Genomic DNA, 15185 nt, shown 5'->3' with positions numbered 1-15185 from the left:
GTATCCTGCTCACACGAAAAAGGGCCGCCAAATGGCAGCCCTCTTTGAAGTTGATTTGAGAGATCAGTCGCGGGTGAATTCAGGATAGGCTTCCATCCCGCATTCCGCTAGGTCCACGCCTTCGTACTCTTCTTCTTCGCTGACGCGGATGCCCATGATCACTTTAATCAGGCCCCACACCACTAAGCTGGTTGCGAATACCCATACGAAGATGGTGAGCGCGCCAGCCAGCTGAGCCATGAAGCTAACGTCAGTTGTGAAGGGAACCACCAGAAGACCCAGCAGACCGCAAGCGCCGTGTACAGAGATCGCGCCAACAGGATCGTCGATTTTCAGTTTATCCAGGGTCACGATGGAGAATACGACCAGCACGCCAGCCACTACGCCAATCAACGATGAAGCTACGGGGGAGGGAGCGTCAGGATTAGCCGTGATCGCCACCAGACCTGCCAGGGCTCCGTTAAGTAGCATGGTCAGGTCAGCTTTGCCGAACAGCAGGCGAGCGGTGATCAGCGCTGCGATCGCGCCAGTGGCCGCCGCTGCATTAGTGTTCAGGAAAACAATCGCCACGGAGTTAGCGTTGCCGATATCACCCAGTTTCAATACTGAGCCGCCGTTGAAACCGAACCAGCCCATCCAAAGAATGAAAGTGCCCAGTGTCGCTAAAGGCAGGTTAGCGCCAGGGATAGCGTTAACTTGTCCGTTAGGGCCGTATTTGCCTTTACGTGGGCCAAGCAGCAATACGCCTGCCAGAGCCGCCGCTGCGCCGGCCAAGTGAACAATGCCGGAACCCGCGAAGTCTTTGAAGCCCATATCGCCCAGGCTGTATAGACCGAATACAGCATTACCGCCCCAGGTCCAAGAGCCTTCCATCGGATAGATAAATGCAGTCATCACCACAGCGAAGGCCAGGAACGCCCACAGCTTCATACGTTCGGCGACGGCGCCGGATACGATGGACATGGCGGTCGCCACAAATACGACCTGGAAGAAGAAGTCAGATGCGCCGGAATAGATAGCGCCTCCTGTGAAGCCGCCATCGCGCTCAGCGAACGACTTCAAAGTGTCGTCGACATAGGTCTCGCCAGGCATGATGGCGCTTAGGAAATATCCGCCGCTGCCATACATGATTTCATAGCCGCAGATCAGGTACATGATGCAGGCGATGGCGTAGAGAGCGACGTTTTTGGTAAGAATTTCAGTGGTGTTCTTGGCGCGCACTAAGCCGGATTCCAACATGGCGAAACCCGCGGCCATCCACATGACCAATGCGCCCATCACAAGAAAATAGAAGGTATCTAATGCATATTGTAAGTGAAAAACATTGTTTTCCATGAAAAGCCCTCCGCACTAGGCTTGTCAGTTACCAGTTGTTGTTAGTTTTGGTTAAATCGCGTCTGTACCAGTCTCGCCGGTCCTTATGCGGATGGCTTGTTGCAGATCCACCACAAAAATTTTGCCGTCGCCGATCTTGCCGGTGTTTGCGGCTTTAGTGATGGCTTCTACGACTTGGTCGAGCAAGTCATCGCCGATAGCGACTTCGATTTTCACCTTGGGGAGAAAGTCGACGACATACTCTGCGCCACGATACAGCTCGGTGTGGCCCTTCTGACGACCGAACCCTTTTACTTCGGTCACGGTCACGCCCTGAACGCCAATCTCGGAGAGTGCTTCACGCACATCATCCAGCTTGAATGGCTTGATAATGGCAGTTACCAGTTTCATTTTTTTCTCCTTTGTATCTACCCGCCTGTTATAGAAATCGCACAATCAGCAAGCTCAACCACGCACAAAAATATGTGCGGAATTTGTGCGTGATGTAGCATCTGCTGTGCCAATGATAAAAAATTTATTTAAAACAGTTAACTAGATGAATATTTCTTACCTTGTGGAAAAACCAGGGCACAATTATAGCGCAGCATGCCCCTGTTTGAGGTTAATTGGCGCCCGTGGCTGGTGCGCATTTATAAAAATGCACAGAATTTGTGCAAAAGAGCGGAATGATAACGTTATAAACAGGATTTGTTGTCACATTAACTCCGGTTCTACAGCCAATGGCGGGAAACGGGGAGGATTCCATAAACAAACCAGGAACGCCGTGGTACAATCGCCGCTCCGAAAAACGGAGGACTTTCCATGTCGGTATCACCAGTAGATTTGCTTAACGCGTTCAACCAGCATTTTGGTCAGTTTGTGCCGGATGTCGCTAAATCCGCGCATGAAGATGTGCAGCAACAAGCCAAGGCGGCTTTCTCCAGCATTATCTCCAAGCTGGACTTGGTGACCCGGGAAGAGTTCGATGTGCAATTGGAAGTATTGCGCCGCACCCGCGAGAAACTGGATAGTCTGGAAAAACGCGTGGTTGAACTGGAGGCGGCTTTGCAAGCCAAGAGTGAGCAAGGCGAACAAGCCTAACGGACTTTTTTATTAACCGGCGATGAGAATCAAATCGCCGGTCTCGCTTTAATATCTACACACATTAGCGCCTCAGGAACGAGGCTGAATTTATCCAAGGAGGGAGTATGTCACTCGCAATCGTCAACACGCGCGCCAAACTTGGCGTGGAAGCCCCGCTGGTAAAAGTCGAAGCCCACCTGTCAAACGGCTTGCCGGCCCTGTCTATCGTTGGGCTTCCTGAAGCCGCAGTCAAAGAAAGCAAAGATCGGGTCAGGAGCGCTTTACTTAACAGCGGTTTTGAGTTTCCCGCCCGCCGCATCACAATCAATCTCGCCCCCGCTGATCTTCCCAAAGAGGGAGGTCGTTATGATCTTGCTATCGCCGTTGGCGTCCTGGCGGCGTCAGGGCAATTACCGGATGAAGCGATTGCAGGATATGAGTTTTACGGTGAGCTGGCGCTTTCTGGAGAGCTACGGCCAGTGGCCGGAATGTTGCCCGCCGCACTTCGCTGCGCCCAGGCTGGCGCTAAAATTATACTGCCGCCACAAAATGCTCAAGAGGCCAGTCTGGTGTCTGCGCTGGAAGTTTATGCGCCCGCTACCTTGGGTCAGTTGGCCGCCTTTCTGCTGGGACACGAGCGCATGACGCCGATACGCCAGCAGGAGCGCCCAGCATCAAGTCGCAAAGCTCCAGACATGGCGGACATTAAGGGCCAGTTTCAAGCCAAGCGGGCGTTGGAGATCGCCGCAGCGGGCAATCACAATATGTTGATGTTCGGCCCGCCGGGAACGGGGAAAACCATGCTGGCGTCGCGTCTGGTGGGCATTTTGCCTGAGCTGACGGAAATGGAAGCGCTGGAAACAGCGGCGGTCAACTCCGTGGCGGGCGTTAGTCTGGATATGACGCAGTGGCGACAGCGGCGTTTCCGCGCGCCTCATCATACGGCATCTGCGGTTGCGCTGGTCGGAGGCGGTTCTAATCCCAAACCTGGAGAGATCTCATTGGCGCACAATAGTGTGCTGTTTCTCGACGAATTGCCGGAATTTGACCGAAAAGTGCTGGAAGTGTTGCGAGAACCCATGGAATCTGGAGAGATCGTGATTTCCAGAGCCGCACAGCAAACCACCTTTCCTGCCCGTTTTCAGCTCATTGCGGCGATGAATCCTTGCCCTTGCGGCTATTCCGGCCACCCTGAAGTGGCCTGCAAGTGCACTGAGGTGCAGGTAAGTCGTTATCGACAAAAGATTTCAGGTCCTTTGTTAGATCGCTTTGACTTGCATGTAGAAGTGCCCGCGGTCGCTATCAACGAGTTGCAGCGCGCCGCAAGGTCGGAAAGCAGCGCTCAGATTGCTTCGCGGGTGAACGCCGCCAGACAGGCGCAATTGGCCCGCGCAGGTTGCGCCAACCAGTATCTGCAGGGCGAGTCTCTGGAACAGCACTGTCAACTGGGAGAAAAAGAGCGGCAGTTGCTGGAGCGGGCTCTGCAAAGGCTTGGGTTGTCCGCCAGGGCCTATCACCGGGTTCTGCGGGTGGCGAGAACCATCGCTGATTTGTCCAGCTCGCCCAACATCCAGGCGGCGCATCTATTAGAATCGCTCAGCTTTCGCGCTTTGGATCGGCGCAGGGAGCCTCAGCATGAGATGTCACAGACAAATTAGGTGTCGGAGCTTCTGGGAGATTAATGCTTTTGCGTGTAGAAATGGGTGCAAGTGGTTGAATCGCTGAAGAATAAGCGCGCCTAATAAAAAGAGGAGCCCAAGGGGGCTCCTAAATGGGGTTTAGGAAGACAATTTCGATCGCTTCAGATCGAATTTGCTTGACTGGGTGCATAGGCATGGCCCAGTCAATTAAATTGTACAAAAAATGCTCTAATCTATCTATAAAGGAACGGCGCCTGGAATGTAAACGCTTGTGAATTGAGAGCGTAAAAAGGCGTCGCGCGGCGGATTCTGTGGGGTTGAAGCGGGTCAGGTGCCGGTATGATAAGAACTGCTGTTTATCCATGTCTCCAACTCCCTGTCGGTGGCGCTTTTCAGGCGTTTCAAGCCTGCTTTGACATATTGTTTGGTTTGAAACACGAGCTGACTGCTGTCACTGAAGAACTGGTCCGCAAGTAGTCCTTCCCCTGTGCGTCCTGGCGTCAGCTCTTCAGTAATGCGATGTTCAATGCCCAGCCAGATTTCCCCGAGCTTGTACCAGGGCTGTCCTGCCTGCAGCAGCTCGTCCACGTCATACTGGCCGCTGATGTGGTGGCTGGATTGCGTGAAGTAGCGTGATAAAAAACCAAGCCGGTCGACAAAGGCCTTCTCCTTTGCTCCTGACGCCAGGCAATGAGTGCCGATACCACGAATCTGGGCGGCGGTTTCCATTAGCTCAGGCAATTCATTCAAAGACAGACGCGCGACGGGTTGATGGGACAGGTCCAGGTGCTCAAACAGAGGGCCGTTCAGAAAGTCCTTGTATAGCTTCAATAGCTGCTGAATCAGGTGAGTATGCAACTCGAAGTTATGGAAGGCGCTATCCTGACGCCAATGATAATTCACCGTGAACCATTCCGCGCATAGACTCTGCCAGCTGTCATCGGAGATTAGGTCTCCGCGCAGCCGCTGCACTTCCTGCAGGTCTTTGAGCACATAGGGTTTGATGGCGGCCAGGCGGATCTCGAAAAAATCGTCGCCTCCGAGTATCGCAAGCGTGGCGCCGCGATGCTGCTGAATATGAGTAATCAGCTCCAGCAATTGCTGGCATAGCTCCAGGCAACGCTGCCGGGCTTGGTGCCGTTCATAGGCTTGGCGGACTTTAGAAATAGATATGTTCATCTTCCATTTTAATTATTAGCTCTATGGTTGATGTTTCCGGTACTGCAATAGCCGGGCTTACTATCTCCAGCCCAAGCAATATAAAGGCCAAGGAGTCTATTGATCTGGTCGCCGTTCACGGGGCGTTAGATCATCTATCTTTAAAGCTTAGCTTAAAGCCCATGGTTTCGGGTGGCTCCGGCCAATGCTTTTGTTTTGGCCTCATCGAGGCGCCTGACCAAAGTTGTGCGTTCCTCATTTTGTGGAGATAGCGTGCCTACATATTTTGCTTCATTTTGGTGCGTGCTATTGGGGGGATGAGGCTGAGGTACCCTGATGGCGCAAGAATAGGGGAGGTTTCGGTGCGTTATTACAGGACTTTTTATTTTTAAGTGAGGCGGACGCACATGAAAAATGAGGCGATAAGTCGTTGCGTGTTTTTTATACGGAGCCTATCATTCCAGCCCCTGTTTTCCGATGATGGCGATAGCGTTTCCCTCATTGGTGTGACCAGACTTTCCTGAAGCAGTTAGAGTAACGATTTAGAGTAGCTATGGATAATCAACATTTACGCCCCATTCGCAGTTTTGTTATTCGAGGTGGGCGTATGACGACCTCTCAGCAAAAAGCGTTTGATCGCTTATGGCCGAAAAAAGGTCTGGCTGTGGAAAACGGCCTGCTGGACCTGGAAAGCGCATTCGGCCGCCGCTCGACGGTAGTGCTGGAGATCGGTTTCGGCATGGGACAGTCTCTGGCGGAAATGGCCGCCAATGAGCCCGATGCAGACTTCATTGGCGTTGAAGTACACAAGCCGGGTGTAGGCGCCTTATTGCGGCATATGGAAGAGCAATCCCTGGAGAATATCCGTATTTTCTGGGACGACGCCAACGAGGTGATTGATAAATGCCTGCCAGACGCCTCGCTTGATCGCGTGCAGCTGTTTTTCCCTGACCCCTGGCACAAGAAGCGCCACAACAAGCGCAGGATTGTGCAGTTGGAGTTCGTGCAGCGAATTCGTGCCAAGCTAAAGAGCGGAGGCGTATTCCATATGGCGACGGATTGGGAGCCTTATGCCGAGCACATGATGGAGGTCATGAGCGAAGCGCCGGGAATGGAGAATATATCGGGAGTGGGGCAGTTTTCACCGCGCCCTGACACCCGCCCCGTCACCAAATTTGAGAAACGTGGCGAGCGTCTGGGGCACGGCGTTTGGGACCTCATGTTCCGTCGCGTCGACTGAATATTGCGCAAGGGGCGTGACGAGCGCCCCTGGTTTCAGTTGGATTTCGCCGTCGCTTCCCGGTTGATTCTGATACGCAGGAAGTGCATAAGGCGAGTCAGCAGAAAACCAACCCCCGTGATCAGCAATAGAAACTTCAGGCTGGCGAAATAATAGGCCGCGGCAGTCAGCTGGGGATACAGCCAACCCCCCAGAACAAAGCCCAGGGCGAAGTTCTCAACAGCATCGCACATCCCCGCAATCAGAAAGCCCACTGTAAACAAATGCTTCAGGTCGCTGTCCGCGCCTCGCGATAATGCGCAAAGCAGCACGGTGTAGGCGACCAGAAACGGAAAATCCAGAATCAGGCTCCATGTCGCCCAGAACTGCCCCTCACGACCCCATGAGTTGAGGATGAGTTCTGCTCTGAATGGGTTTTTGGCCAGTTCGAAACTGACGAAGCCCCAAGGCGCTACGTCGTTTTGCAGGTGAGGATGTATCCAGAAAATCAGTCCGCCAAAAAGGACGGTGGCGGCGAGACTGAAGGCAATGCGGTTTTTCTGCGACGGGTGAGGGTCGTCCATAGGTAGAAACCTGTATTATCCGGGAAGTGTCCAGTGTAAAACAAAGCTGTCGGGCTGGGCTAGTCCATAAAATGAGTTAAAACAGCGTTTAAGTGACGATAGCCTAACTCTGTGCACTGCAGTCGGTCAGACTGCAGCCAGCCTTTTTGGCGGGCTTCACTCAGTTGCGGCTCCAATAGAGAGACGCCAACGCTAGTGCGGCGTAGCAGCAGTTCTTCCTCCACGCCTTCCCGTAATCTTAGCGCATTCATCAGAAAGTCCACGCCAGCCTCGTGAGCCGGAGTTATTTCTTCCCCCGCCGTATAGTTATCGATGCGGCTGAGATAGTGCTGCGGCAAGCGGGTTTTCCAATAGCGGATAACCTCCCCGGAAGTTCCCGTCAGCTTGCCGTGAGCGCCTGCGCCAATGGCCAGGTAGTCTCCAAAGCGCCAGTAATTGAGATTGTGTCTCGACTCTTTTCCCGTTTGGGCGAAGGCGGAGATTTCATACTGGTTATAACCAGCCTGAGCTAAACGTTCGCAGCCGTTCTCATGAATTTCCCAGAGGGTATCGTCTTCCGGCAGTTGGGGCGGATGGCGGTAAAACTCGGTATTAGGTTCAATGGTCAGTTGATACCAGGACAGATGCGTAGGGCTCAGGCTGATCGCTGTATCCAGATCTTCCATCGCATGCTGCAGAGATTGTCCGGGTAATCCGTGCATCAGATCCAGATTAAAATTATCGAACCCTGCCTGGCGGGCTTTGTCCACGGCTCGGATGGCGTCCTCGCCGTTATGTATGCGGCCAAGCGTCGTCAGTAGTTCAGGCTGGAAGCTCTGTACGCCCAGAGACAAACGATTAACGCCGCCTTGAAACAGGTCTTTGAACTTAGCCTCGTCAACGGTTCCAGGATTGGCTTCCAGCGTGATCTCAATGTCGTCATGGAAGCCCAGTCGCTGGCGCGCGCCATCAATAATCGAGGCGATAATGTCGGGGGAGAGCAGGCTCGGAGTACCGCCGCCAAAGAAAATGGAGCCAAGGGCTCTTTGTCCACCGGTCTGCTCCAGCCTGAACATCTCAGTATCCAGATCCCGTAGCAGCGCCTGCAGATACTCTCGTTCAGGCAGCTCCGATCGGGCGGTGTGAGAATTAAAGTCGCAATATGGGCATTTACGCACGCACCAGGGGATGTGAACGTAAAGCGCCAGGGGCGGCCTATGCAGCCCCGGCGTCAAAATATCAGCCATATAGGCGGGTTAACTCCGCAACCAGTTGCGCCATCGCCTGACCGCGATGGCTGAGGGCGTTTTTCTGCTCCGGCGTTAATTCCGCTGAGGTGCACTGTCGATCAGACAACCAGAACAGCGGGTCGTAGCCGAATCCGCCGCCGCCGCTAGCCTGCTCTGCAATAGAGCCCTCCCAGGCGCCGTGACAAATAATCGGAACTGGGTCGGCTTCGTGACGCATAAAGGCCAGTACGCAGTGAAAGCGCGCGGTTCTGGCGCCAGTAGGCGTATTCGCCAGCAACTGCAGCAGCTTGGCATTGTTGTCCTGATCCGAGGCGCTTTCGCCCGCGAAGCGTGCGGAATAGATGCCAGGCGCGCCCTGTAAGGCGTCCACTTCCAGGCCGGAGTCATCCGCCAGAGCCGGCAGGCCGGATACGGCCGCTGCGTGACGGGCCTTGAGAATGGCGTTTTCGATGAAAGTCTGTCCGGTTTCCTCAATAGAGGGAATGTTCAGTTCTTTCTGGGAGACGACAGTGATGTCGAGGGAGCCGAGCAATCGGTTCAGCTCCTTGATTTTGCCAGCGTTATTGCTGGCTAGTACGATCTTTTGCATGATTTAAGATAAGTCTAAGTACGTCGGATAACGGTTCCCGGGCATTACTCCGGGAACAGCTCTTGATTAAAGCGCAGAGAGAAGGGGCCCTGATTGGGATCGGCCTGAATTTCCAGTTGGAAGGTCAATACTTCTCCCTGGCTGTACCAGAATTCAGCGATTTGATAGAGCGCTTCGCCTTCATTGATTCGGCGGAACTCCAGATCCCTGCTTTGCTGCACGGGGTTGTTCACTTTGCCGCGGATAAACGCGGAGACAGCGCGCAGGGACCCATCTTCCTGCTTTTTCAGCACGGAGATATTCACAAAGCCGGTGGACTTACTGCGAGGCAGCTCATAACGAGTCGCTACGTCAGGGTCCAAAATGGTAGTGGGAAGGGCGATGTAGTGAATTTCATAATCGCCGAAAACTTCTTTTTGCTCAGCCAGAGCCGAGCGACTGACCAACGCCAGGATAATTAAAACGAAAGCGCAGCCGTAAATAGAGCGAAAGAGTTTTGCGAATGTTTTCATACGAGCCTCACCGTGTAACGTGGTAGATAGCGATCTGTCCCAATAAGTTTGGCCAAAGCTGATTCAGCCAGTTGGTCCGATGCTCGTCGTCCACTACGGTCCTGTGCAGAATATGGATGTTCTTTTGGTAGCACAGCTCCTCAAAATCCTTGAATGTGCACAAGTGGATGTTGGGCGTGTTGTACCAAGTATAGGGTAAGGTTTTGGATACCGGCATCTGACCTTTGCGGGCCAGATAGTAACGCAGTCGCCAGTAACCGAAATTAGGGAAGGTGATGATGCATTCCTTGGCCAGGCGCAGCATTTCGTCCAGCAATATGTCCGGTTGTCTAACCGCCTGTAGCGCCTGAGTCATCACCACCATGTCGAAGCTTTTGTCCTTGAAGTTGCTCAGGCCTTTACTGTCCAGATCCTGTTCAATGACGTTGACGCCTTTGCGCAGGCACTCAGTGATATTCTCGCTACTGATTTCCAGACCATAGCCGCGCACCTGCTTATGGGTTTGCAGATAGTCCAAAAGTGTCCCGTCGCCACAACCAAGGTCGAGCACTTCCGTGCCGGGCTGAACCCAGTCTTTGATAATGGATAGATCAGCGCGCATGGGGAATCTCCTTCGCCACTCGACCCATAAAGCCATGGAAAACATCCATATAGCGCTGGGTCGGTATCAAAAATGCGTCATGGCCGTGCGGGGAGTCCACCTCTGCGTAGCTGACGGACTTCTTGGCTTCCACCATCGCGTTGACCAGTTCTTCTGAACGGTCAGGAGGGAAGCGCCAATCGGTGGTGAAGGACACTACCAGATATTTGCATTTGGCTGGCTCCAGCGCCTTACTGAGGTCGCCCTCGTGCGCTCGCGCAGGATCGAAATAGTCCAGAGCGCGGGTCATGAGCAGATAAGTGTTGGCGTCAAAATTCTTGGAAAAGCGTTCGCCCTGGTAGTGCAGATAGCTTTCTACTTCAAACTGTACGTCCAGCAAGCCGAACTTCAGCGTTTGAGCGCGCAGGTCGCGGCCGAACTTCTCACCCATGGAGGCGTTGGAAAGATAGGTGATGTGCCCAACCATCCGCGCCAGCATCAAGCCTTTATCCGGATAGGTGGTGTGCTCGCCATAACGGCCTTCATGGAAATTAGGATCAGATGTAATGGCCTTTCTGGCCACTTCATTGAATGCGATGTTTTGTGCGGACAAGCGTGGCGTGGAGGCGATTACCGCGGCGTTATGAACGCGCTCGGGGTATTCGATGGACCATTGCAGCGCTTGCATGCCACCCAAACTGCCGCCGATCACCGCCGCCCAGTGCGGAATATTGAGGCGATCCGCCAGCATGGCCTGACTGCGCACCCAGTCCTGTACGGTGACGACCGGGAAGTCGGGGCCATAGGCGTTGCCGGTTTCAGGATTAATTGACGCGGGGCCAGTGGAGCCGGCGCAGCCGCCCAGGTTGTTCAGGCTGACGACAAAGAATTTATTCGTATCTATCGGTTTGCCGGGACCTATACAGGAATCCCACCAGCCGGGCTTGCTGTCTTCCATGGAATGATAACCCGCGGCGTGATGATGGCCGCTGAGGGCGTGACAGATCAGCACCGCATTGGAGCGGTCTGCGTTCAACTCCCCGTAGGTTTCGTACATCAGTTGAAAACTGTTCAACTGCTTGCCGCATTCCAGGGTGAGAGGAATATCGAATTGAGCGACTTGCGGCGTGACGATCCCGACAGAGTCAGGTGGGATGACCTCTGGCATTAGTGCGTACTATTCCTTTCAAAAACACATGCTAAGTGGCGCAGTCTATTAATCAATCCAGCGGATAGCAATAACCAACCCAGGATGGCGATGGAGAATAAGAAAACGGGAGACTGCAGGCGGAGTGAGATGCGCCGCGCGAGCCGGACTCACGCGGCGGATGACTGGGCTATCAGCGTTGCATGCCAGGAAGGCTGACCACCTTCTGGGAGAGCATTTGTGGAGCAGGGCGACGCAGCTTGCGCTGTATCTGTTCCGCTTCCTGAATCTCCTGATTGATTTCCTCCATCATGCTCACAATGCGTTTCACCTGACTGCGCGTGTCTTTGGCGGTTTTCGCCAAGTCCTTCAGACGACGAATCTGGTGTTCCAGCAACTGCTTTTGCTCAATGGTGTGCTGCAATATCGGCAATAACGCCTCTTGAGGCCAACGGTCCGATTCTTTATGAATTTCGTCATACAGGCGTCGAGCTTCGCTGACGATAACCGTAAAGAAGCGTTTCACCACCACCGTCTGCTCGGAAACCAGTGTGCGCGGATTGCGGCGGAATTTATCCGCGCGCATCTTCAACCCTTCAATTTCCCGGATTTGCTTGGTAATGGTAAACGGCGCGGGGCGCAGATGACTTGAGCGCGCATCATTGGCGTAGCGCTGATAGATAGAGCCCACCATTTTCTGAGCCAGCCTGGCTTCGTGGTTGAGGTTGCTGATGTCGTTTTCAATCGCATGGAAGAAACCGGCCATGGCGCGGCCCATGCCAATCGTCGTCCAGCTGTTAATCAGCTCATCGCGCGTCTTTTTGGCGTGGGATTCGAAATGCTCCAGATTCACCAGATTATTCAGAATCATCGCCTGCGACTTCATCAGACGGCGGCTAGAGCGCAGCGTAAACAGCTTTTTGTAATAAAAGTTGTAGTCGTCCTGAGTTTTGTCAGTCAGTTCGCGCAGGAAATCCGCGCTGACGCCTTTGCTTTCGTACTCTTCCAGCTTCTCCTGATAGGTGGAGTAACGGGATTGCAAAATGGCCTGACTGGTTTGCAGCATACCCAGCACGTCGTTCACCACGTTGTGGGTGATCAGCCGTTCTTTCTGGCCCAGAATGCGATCGGTAAGCAAGGCCTCCAAGTCGTCGAGGCGGCTGCTGCGCAACTTCTGCTCATCACCCTTGATGCGTCCGACCAGCGCCTGTTTGGCGGAGAGAAGCAGCACTTCTTCCGGCTTAAGGCCCAGCTGGTCTGCGGTTTTAGACTGCACCTTAGCGATGGCCTTGTTGGTGTGTTCTTCGCCCTGAATATCGTCCCAGAGTACGTCGATCTTGTTGAGCACCGCAAAACGGCCGGCGCGGTGATCGGAATGTTCGGTGAAGATGTGGTTGGTCCAAATCTCCATATCGCTGGCGGTAACGCCGGTGTCCGCGCCGAGCATAAATATGACGGCATGAGCGTTGGGAATCATGCTGACGGTCAGCTCAGGTTCGGAGCCCAAGGCGTTGAGTCCAGGGGTGTCCAGTATGCGCAGCCCTTGCTGAAGCATGGGGTTTTCCAAACTGATCAGCGCATGACGCCAGGCCGGAATGATCGCCATGCCTGGATGGCTGGGATCGCGCTCTAATGAGCCAAGCTCGAAGCCCAGACGGCGGGCTTCTTCAAAACTGACTGTACGGGTGCGCGCTACTTGGTCCAGCGACTCGCGCATGGATTCCGGCGTAGTCATGTCCAGAGGGTAATAGACCCAGTGCTCCTGGCTGCGTTTGTAATCCGCCAGGGATTTCTCTTCGCTACGGGTCTCTATGGGAAGCAGCTTAAGGTAAGAGCCGCCATCGCGATCATAGAACAGCTCGGTAGGGCACATGGTGGTGCGCCCGGCCTGAGAAGGCAGCATGCGCTGGCCGAACTCGGCGAAAAACAGAGCGTTGATCAGTTCGGTCTTACCACGGGAAAACTCGCCGACGAAAGCGATGGTGAGGTTGTCCTCATGCAGTAACTGAGCGCAGCGCTGCAGTTTCAGCTCCAGATCGTCGGAGTTCAGCTGATTGGTGCGCAGCCAGCTTTGATAATGGGCGATCTCCCGGATCAGGGTGTTCTTCCACTGGTGGTAGGCTTCGACGTGATAACTTAGTCCACTGCTCATATTGTTGTTTCTCGCTCTGACCCTAAGGTTGCCATTATATGGGATTCCGTTGGCGCTGCTGTGTCCGTGTTGGCGACTGCGAATGATGAAAATTTGTTCAGGTTTGATTTTGTATCGGGTAGCTTTGGAAAATCAAGCGTTTATATTGCTAAAAGGACATCAAACCGTCATGTAACGGTTTGTTATCATATATAGGGTTTTAGTAGCTTTGGGACGTCCGTCAAGTTTTGCACGCGAATACGCTTTTGACGGCTGCTTTCACCGGCGAGGATTTGTACATCTTGTTGCTTGACGCCGCAGAGTTTGGCGAGAAAACGGACAAGCTGCTGATTGGCGCGACCCTCAATAGGCGGGGCGCTAATTTTGATTTTCAGTGCGTCGCCATGAAGGCCGACAATTTCATCTTTTTTGGCTCCCGGCTGTAAATGGCACTGCAGAATGAGCGTTTGCTCATCCTGCTGGCTGACGCAGCGGGGTGTGGCCGGATCAGGCAATGGACAGAGCCCGGCTGATCACGAACAGCAGCAACAACACCACCATAGGCGACAGGTCCAGTCCACCGATGGGCGGCATGATTTTGCGTACAGGACGCATCAATGGTTCGGTAATCTGATGGACGAGCTGCGCGCCTGGGTGATAGCTGCCTGGAGACACCCAGCTGATAATCACCATAATAAAGATGGCGAACTGATAGATGTTAATGACGCATTTAATCATCATCAGTACGGCGTTCGTCACAATGAGTCCCAGCTTGGCGACGATGAGAGACAAGGGAATCAAGTGGACGACGATAATCAGGATGATTGAAAGCAGTAGCGCCAGCACCAGTGATGCGAAATCCAGGCCTTTCCAGCCGGGAATGACTTTTCTGAGCGGCAACAGCAACGGGTTGGTGGCCTTAACCACGAACTGGCTGATCGGGTTGTAGAAATCCGCCCGGGAAACCTGGAGGATAAACCGCATCAGCACCACGCTTATGTAGAACATCCCGATGTAATATGTGACTTCTAACAATATTTGTAACATAGGCTTTATATCCGTCTGGAAGTTGCTCTAGCCGCCTGCAAGAAAAAACAATTCACTCACGACCGTCAAGAAGATTATTCCGGCGCGCGCTCTCCACTTAATTCATAGGATCTCTCCCAAGCTTTGCGGATAGCGGTTTTCACCATCGCTTTCATATCCTGCTCCTCAAAGCTTTTGATCGCTTGTTCCGTCGTGCCGCCGGGAGACATGACGCGCTTTTTCAGTTGCGCGGGGCCTTCATCGCTACGCGTCGCCAGCTCGGCGGCGCCGCGCATGGTTTGAATCGCCAGGGTTCGGGCGCTGGCCGGGTCCAGACCTAGCGAGGCGGCAGCCTCTTCCATCGCTTCCATGAACATGAAGCAGTAAGCAGGACCGCTTCCAGATAAAGCTGTGACGGTGTGTATGTCCTCTTGCTTTGACGTCCAGGCGACGATGCCGACGGCGCTGAACAGGTTGTCTGCAATCTCACGCTGTGCGTCGCTGACATGTGGATTAGCGTATAGCCCGCTGGCGCCCAGGTGCACCTGAGCGGGTGTATTTGGCATGCAGCGCACCACTGGCAGGTCGCCTCCCAGCCAGGCTTCAATTTGCTCGCAGGAAACGCCTGCTGCGATGCTGACGATCAGAGGGCGACGCTGTTGTACGGCCTTCGCCAATCCCTCGCAGACCACCTGCATGACCTGTGGCTTTACGCACAGGATCAGCGCGTCGCAGTCCGCCATGAATTGCTGATTGTCCGTGCTGGTCGGGATGCCGAACGCGTCTGCGGCTTCTTTTAACTCATGCTCGGCAGGCGCGGTCGCGGCCAGTCTGTTCGCCGGGTAGCCATTGGCTATCAGGCCTCCAAGTATCGCTCGGGCCATATTGCCGGCGCCGATGAAGGTAAGCTGTGGGTGTTCTTTCATAGTGTTCTCTTTGCGGATACGACTATCGCCAACTGTCTTAATAATGT

At 53.9% G+C, this 15185-nt stretch carries 16 protein-coding genes; 3 read left to right on the top strand and 13 right to left on the bottom strand.

The features are described from left to right. Positions 1-63: 63 nt before the first annotated feature. A complete protein-coding gene (locus KP814_RS15110) occupies positions 64-1335 on the bottom strand; it encodes an ammonium transporter (RefSeq protein WP_216737548.1) in 1272 nt (423 codons plus the stop codon). Between the two features lie 51 nt (positions 1336-1386). Next, a complete protein-coding gene (gene glnK / locus KP814_RS15105; RefSeq protein WP_011400096.1) occupies positions 1387-1725 on the bottom strand; it encodes a P-II family nitrogen regulator in 339 nt (112 codons plus the stop codon). 411 nt (positions 1726-2136) lie between these two features. On the opposite strand from glnK, the gene KP814_RS15100 reads away from it, so the two are divergent. Beyond that, entirely contained in the window at positions 2137-2415 is a 279-nt protein-coding gene (locus KP814_RS15100; RefSeq protein WP_216737547.1) for an accessory factor UbiK family protein, read from the top strand. A 107-nt stretch (positions 2416-2522) separates the two neighbouring features. Next, positions 2523-4055: a YifB family Mg chelatase-like AAA ATPase gene (locus tag KP814_RS15095; RefSeq protein ID WP_216737546.1), complete on the top strand. Its 1533-nt coding sequence runs from the start codon at positions 2523-2525 to the stop codon at positions 4053-4055. A 309-nt stretch (positions 4056-4364) separates the two neighbouring features. Here KP814_RS15095 and KP814_RS15090 read toward each other — a convergent pair whose 3' ends face one another. Next, positions 4365-5216, bottom strand: coding sequence for a hypothetical protein (locus KP814_RS15090; RefSeq protein ID WP_216737545.1), 852 nt, complete (start codon positions 5214-5216; stop codon positions 4365-4367). 532 nt (positions 5217-5748) lie between these two features. Between KP814_RS15090 and trmB the strand changes: the two genes are divergently transcribed. Further along, a complete protein-coding gene (gene trmB / locus KP814_RS15085; RefSeq protein ID WP_216737544.1) occupies positions 5749-6435 on the top strand; it encodes a tRNA (guanosine(46)-N7)-methyltransferase TrmB in 687 nt (228 codons plus the stop codon). Between the two features lie 35 nt (positions 6436-6470). Here trmB and KP814_RS15080 read toward each other — a convergent pair whose 3' ends face one another. The 10 genes from KP814_RS15080 to proC form a co-directional block, all read right to left on the bottom strand. Next, positions 6471-6998: a hypothetical protein gene (locus KP814_RS15080; protein WP_216737543.1), complete on the bottom strand. Its 528-nt coding sequence runs from the start codon at positions 6996-6998 to the stop codon at positions 6471-6473. Between the two features lie 59 nt (positions 6999-7057). Next, entirely contained in the window at positions 7058-8224 is a 1167-nt protein-coding gene (gene hemW / locus KP814_RS15075; RefSeq protein WP_216737542.1) for a radical SAM family heme chaperone HemW, read from the bottom strand. After that, positions 8217-8816 (bottom strand): XTP/dITP diphosphatase, encoded by a 600-nt coding sequence (locus KP814_RS15070; RefSeq protein ID WP_216737541.1) that lies wholly within the window; start codon positions 8814-8816, stop codon positions 8217-8219. The genes hemW and KP814_RS15070 overlap by 8 nt, the downstream gene beginning before the upstream one ends. 44 nt (positions 8817-8860) lie before the next feature. Next, complete coding sequence (locus KP814_RS15065; RefSeq protein WP_216737540.1) at positions 8861-9328, bottom strand: DUF4426 domain-containing protein; 468 nt, start codon at positions 9326-9328, stop codon at positions 8861-8863. 7 nt (positions 9329-9335) lie between these two features. Continuing rightward, positions 9336-9929, bottom strand: a complete 594-nt coding sequence (gene metW / locus KP814_RS15060) for a methionine biosynthesis protein MetW (RefSeq protein WP_216737539.1) — start codon at positions 9927-9929, stop codon at positions 9336-9338. Continuing rightward, positions 9919-11076, bottom strand: coding sequence for a homoserine O-acetyltransferase (locus KP814_RS15055; protein ID WP_216737538.1), 1158 nt, complete (start codon positions 11074-11076; stop codon positions 9919-9921). The genes metW and KP814_RS15055 overlap by 11 nt, the downstream gene beginning before the upstream one ends. 172 nt (positions 11077-11248) lie before the next feature. Beyond that, positions 11249-13207, bottom strand: coding sequence for a dynamin family protein (locus KP814_RS15050; protein ID WP_216737537.1), 1959 nt, complete (start codon positions 13205-13207; stop codon positions 11249-11251). A gap of 185 nt (positions 13208-13392) precedes the next feature. Further along, on the bottom strand, positions 13393-13701 hold the full coding sequence (locus KP814_RS15045; protein WP_216737536.1) for a DUF167 family protein: 309 nt from the start codon (positions 13699-13701) through the stop codon (positions 13393-13395). Beyond that, entirely contained in the window at positions 13694-14233 is a 540-nt protein-coding gene (locus KP814_RS15040) for a YggT family protein (RefSeq protein ID WP_216737535.1), read from the bottom strand. Before KP814_RS15040 ends, KP814_RS15045 begins: the two co-directional genes overlap by 8 nt. Before the next feature lie 74 nt (positions 14234-14307). Then, on the bottom strand, positions 14308-15138 hold the full coding sequence (gene proC, locus KP814_RS15035; RefSeq protein WP_216737534.1) for a pyrroline-5-carboxylate reductase: 831 nt from the start codon (positions 15136-15138) through the stop codon (positions 14308-14310). Between the last annotated feature and the right edge of the window lie 47 nt (positions 15139-15185).

It is taken from the genome of Hahella sp. HN01, from assembly GCF_018986435.1.
GTDB lineage: Bacteria > Pseudomonadota > Gammaproteobacteria > Pseudomonadales > Oleiphilaceae > Hahella.
The sequence above is the reverse complement of the archived record's forward strand: the minus strand, read 5'-3'. Positions and strand labels throughout refer to the sequence as shown.

Excerpts from the sequence above, each read along its gene's own strand:
- metW (WP_216737539.1), bottom strand. The coding sequence starts at position 9,929 with ATGCGCGCTGATCTATCCATTATCAAAGACTGGGTTCAGCCCGGCACG.
- KP814_RS15080 (WP_216737543.1), bottom strand. The coding sequence starts at position 6,998 with ATGGACGACCCTCACCCGTCGCAGAAAAACCGCATTGCCTTCAGTCTC.
- hemW (WP_216737542.1), bottom strand. The coding sequence starts at position 8,224 with ATGGCTGATATTTTGACGCCGGGGCTGCATAGGCCGCCCCTGGCGCTT.
- KP814_RS15040 (WP_216737535.1), bottom strand. The coding sequence starts at position 14,233 with ATGTTACAAATATTGTTAGAAGTCACATATTACATCGGGATGTTCTAC.
- KP814_RS15110 (WP_216737548.1), bottom strand. The coding sequence starts at position 1,335 with ATGGAAAACAATGTTTTTCACTTACAATATGCATTAGATACCTTCTAT.
- trmB (WP_216737544.1), top strand. The coding sequence starts at position 5,749 with ATGGATAATCAACATTTACGCCCCATTCGCAGTTTTGTTATTCGAGGT.
- KP814_RS15055 (WP_216737538.1), bottom strand. The coding sequence starts at position 11,076 with ATGCCAGAGGTCATCCCACCTGACTCTGTCGGGATCGTCACGCCGCAA.
- KP814_RS15070 (WP_216737541.1), bottom strand. The coding sequence starts at position 8,816 with ATGCAAAAGATCGTACTAGCCAGCAATAACGCTGGCAAAATCAAGGAG.
- KP814_RS15065 (WP_216737540.1), bottom strand. The coding sequence starts at position 9,328 with ATGAAAACATTCGCAAAACTCTTTCGCTCTATTTACGGCTGCGCTTTC.
- KP814_RS15090 (WP_216737545.1), bottom strand. The coding sequence starts at position 5,216 with ATGAACATATCTATTTCTAAAGTCCGCCAAGCCTATGAACGGCACCAA.
- KP814_RS15095 (WP_216737546.1), top strand. The coding sequence starts at position 2,523 with ATGTCACTCGCAATCGTCAACACGCGCGCCAAACTTGGCGTGGAAGCC.
- glnK (WP_011400096.1), bottom strand. The coding sequence starts at position 1,725 with ATGAAACTGGTAACTGCCATTATCAAGCCATTCAAGCTGGATGATGTG.
- proC (WP_216737534.1), bottom strand. The coding sequence starts at position 15,138 with ATGAAAGAACACCCACAGCTTACCTTCATCGGCGCCGGCAATATGGCC.
- KP814_RS15050 (WP_216737537.1), bottom strand. The coding sequence starts at position 13,207 with ATGAGCAGTGGACTAAGTTATCACGTCGAAGCCTACCACCAGTGGAAG.
- KP814_RS15100 (WP_216737547.1), top strand. The coding sequence starts at position 2,137 with ATGTCGGTATCACCAGTAGATTTGCTTAACGCGTTCAACCAGCATTTT.